Origin of the sequence: Streptomyces huiliensis (assembly GCF_020037025.1) — a bacterium.
Taxonomy (GTDB): Bacteria; Actinomycetota; Actinomycetes; order Streptomycetales; family Streptomycetaceae; genus Streptomyces; species Streptomyces huiliensis.
The window spans coordinates 1-2,829 of record NZ_JAIQLH010000241.1 but is presented as its reverse complement, the minus strand read 5'-3'; the positions used below and the strand labels follow the sequence as shown (position 1 = coordinate 2,829).

3 protein-coding genes are annotated in these 2,829 nt (G+C 74.5%); 1 reads left to right on the top strand and 2 read right to left on the bottom strand.

Annotated elements, in window-relative coordinates:
* Positions 1-20 precede the first annotated feature (20 nt).
* Positions 21-677, bottom strand: coding sequence for a TetR/AcrR family transcriptional regulator (locus JNW98_RS29540; protein ID WP_223771363.1), 657 nt, complete (start codon positions 675-677; stop codon positions 21-23).
* A 109-nt stretch (positions 678-786) separates the two neighbouring features.
* On the opposite strand from JNW98_RS29540, the gene JNW98_RS29535 reads away from it, so the two are divergent.
* Positions 787-1,755, top strand: coding sequence for an alpha/beta hydrolase (locus JNW98_RS29535; protein WP_223771362.1), 969 nt, complete (start codon positions 787-789; stop codon positions 1,753-1,755).
* Positions 1,756-1,773: 18 nt separating this feature from the next.
* Here JNW98_RS29535 and JNW98_RS29530 read toward each other — a convergent pair whose 3' ends face one another.
* The gene (locus tag JNW98_RS29530) at positions 1,774-2,706 is read right to left on the bottom strand and encodes a TauD/TfdA family dioxygenase (RefSeq protein ID WP_263421356.1); all 933 of its coding nucleotides are present in this window, start codon (positions 2,704-2,706) and stop codon (positions 1,774-1,776) included.
* Positions 2,707-2,829: the final 123 nt, after the last annotated feature.

Sequence of the window (2,829 nt, the reverse complement as noted above, 5' to 3'; positions counted from 1 at the left end):
TTGGTAGATAAAGAACAAGCTCAGGAGATCCGGGCCTCGATCCGGGCCAGGTGGTCGGCCAGGATCTCCTCGAACGCGGCGCGGCGGTCGGCTCCCAGGGGGCGGATGTCGCGGGCGAAGTGGGCCAGGGCGGGGAAGCGTTCGGGGTCGGCGCCGAGGACCGCGACGCGGAACTGCTCCATGCCCTGCTCGTACTCCTTGGGGGTGATGGTGCCGAAACCGGCCTCGGAGGTGATCAGCGAGGCGATGAGGATCACGGTGCGGTGGTAGCGCGCCGGAATCTCCTCGTCGGGCAGGCCGGACGCGCGCAGGGCCTGGAGCAGCTCCTCCATGATCAGGCGGGAGCCGGCGCCCCCGGACCCGTACCGCCCCCACACGGTGGCGAGTTGGGGCTGCTCGCCGAACGCCTCGCGCAGACGCAGGGCCAGGGCGGTGATGCGCTGCTTCCAGTCGCCCTCGGCGCGGTGGCCGTCCATGGCAGCCAGCAGGATGCGGTCGGCGACCGCGCGCAGCAGTTCGGTCTTGTTGCGGAAGTGGCGGTAGAGGCTGGAGGAGTCGGTCCCGAGCGCTGCGCCCAGCTTGCGCACGCTGAACGACTCGGCGTCGTCGCTCGTGCGCAGCAGCTCCACCGCCGTGTCCAGGATCTCCTCGGTCGACCATCGCCTGCGGCCTGTCATCTCGCCCCTTTTCGTCCGGGTAGCTCAGCCTACCGGTGCACTTGGTGTTGCACGCACTGCGTGCATAATGAGGGCGACGCATTGTCCGACTGGGAGGGGAGAAGGGGACATGAGCGAGACCGCCACCGCGACACGGCCGCCGGAGCCGGACTTCTCGACGATCACGACCGAGGAACTGTTCGCCTACCGCGCCGCGGAGAACCGCTTCCGGGCTTCCGCCGCGGCGCGGACGCTCCTCGGCGAGCCGCACGCCGGCGCCGTCATCGACTGGCAGGAGGTCGCGCTGCCCGGCCGCGACCTGCCGGTCCGCGTCCACCGCCCGGCACCGACGGGAGGCGGCGGCGCGGCGTTCCGAACGGGCCTGCCCCTCGTCGTCCACGTCCACGGAGGCGGCTTCGTCGGCACGGCGGCGCAGTGCGACTGGGCCGCCGGCCACTTCGCCGCGGAACTGCCCGCCGTCGTCGTCTCGGTCGAGCACCGCCTCCTCGCCCCCGGCAGCCCGCTCGCGCACGCCGTCGACGACGGCTGGGACGTGCTCCGGCACGTGGTGCGGCACGCGGCCCGGTGGGGCGTCGACCCGGCCCGCGCGGCCGTGGTCGGCGAGAGCTGCGGCGCGCTGATCAGCGCGCTGACGGCCGTCCGGGCCAGGGAGGCCGGCCTGGCGCTCAGGGCGCAGGTGCTGGTCAACCCGCTGGCCGACGTGACCGGGACGATGTCCGACCACCCCTCGTTCGCCGCGTACGCGGGTCCGACCGGGGCCCTGCCGCAACTGCGGCTCATCCAGCGGCTCGCCGTCCCGCCGGAAGCCGGGGAGGACGTCCGGCGGGCCGTCTCACCGCTGTACGCGGACGACGTGAGCGGGCTCGCCCCGGCGCTCGTCGTCGTGCCCACCCGGGACGCGCTCGCCGACCACGGCCGCCGCTACGCCGAGCGGCTCCGGGCGGCCGGGACCTCCGTGCGGCTCACCGAATACCCGGGAGCCCGGCACGCGTTCCTCACCCTGCCCGGCGTGGAACCGCAGGCGGGGGCGGCCCGGGCGGAGATCCTCGCGTTCCTCCGCGCGGCCCTGGTGGAGTGAGGCGGGCCGGAGGCGCCTTCAGTCCACCCACACGCGGGCCAGGCAGCGCCGGGCGCGCGGGTCGGGCGAGTCGGTGAAGGAGGTGCGGCCGTGCAGCACCACGGTGTTGTCCGTCCAGAGGAGATCACCCGCGCGCAGGGAGACGCGCAGGACGGCGCGCGGATCGGACAGGATCCGGTCGACGGCGTCGAGGGCCGCCCGCTCGTCGGGGGTCAGGGGCGCGTCCGCCCCCCGCTGGGCGCGTTCGATCCCGCGCCGGTTGTAGTGGACGCGCAGGGTGGTGCCGTGCCGCCGGAAGACCGGTCGGAGCCGGTCGAAGCCGGCTCCCCGGCCGAAGTGGAAGTCCCGGTAGAGGCGGGGGAGGGCCCAGGGGTTCTCGGCGAGCAGCCTGTTGTGCACGGTGTGGCCGCTGGCCAGCAGGGTCTCCCCGCCTTGTGTCGCCGGCCGTACGCACAACAGGCCCAGTACGGGCGGGGGATGGGGTGCCGGGGTCCGGTCGGTGTGCGGGGACAGGGCGAGGTCGGTCTTGCCCAGTCCGGCGTCGTCGGTCACGGTGACGAGGTCGCCGGGGTCCGCCGCCCTGGGCGTGCCCAGCGAGGCGGCGAGCCGCCGGCCCATCGCGGCGCACTCCCGGTCGGTGCGGCCGGCCACCGGCAGGCCGCGGGCCACGGCGAACCCGCGGCCGTCCCGCAGGCGTCGCGTCACCCGCGCGGCCAGGCCGGCCAGTGCCGCCGTCTCGCGAGGCGCTCCGGTGGGGTCCAGCAGCGCGCGCGAGCAGTCTGACGGCAGCGGGAGCAGCCAGTCCGCCTCGCTGAGGGCGGGGGCGTCCCACGCCGTGGGTGCTTCGACGGGTGCTTCGACGGGTGCTTCGACGGGTGCTTCGACGGGTGCTTCGACGGGTGCTTCGACGGGTGCTTCGACGGGCGCTTCGTCGGGTGCGGGCTGGGTCATCTGCTCACCTTTCCGCAGCGTGGCCCCTCAGCTTAGGACGGAGGGGCCTCGCCGCGGAACGGCGCTCGGCGGACGGGGGTCAGGCCACGGTGAGTGCCTTGACGCCCGACAGGATAGGAACGA

What these genes read in the sequence shown, in the direction of transcription:
- JNW98_RS29540 (WP_223771363.1), bottom strand. Translation starts at nt 677, where the DNA reads ATGACAGGCCGCAGGCGATGGTCGACCGAGGAGATCCTGGACACGGCG.
- JNW98_RS29535 (WP_223771362.1), top strand. Translation starts at nt 787, where the DNA reads ATGAGCGAGACCGCCACCGCGACACGGCCGCCGGAGCCGGACTTCTCG.
- JNW98_RS29530 (WP_263421356.1), bottom strand. Translation starts at nt 2,706, where the DNA reads ATGACCCAGCCCGCACCCGACGAAGCGCCCGTCGAAGCACCCGTCGAA.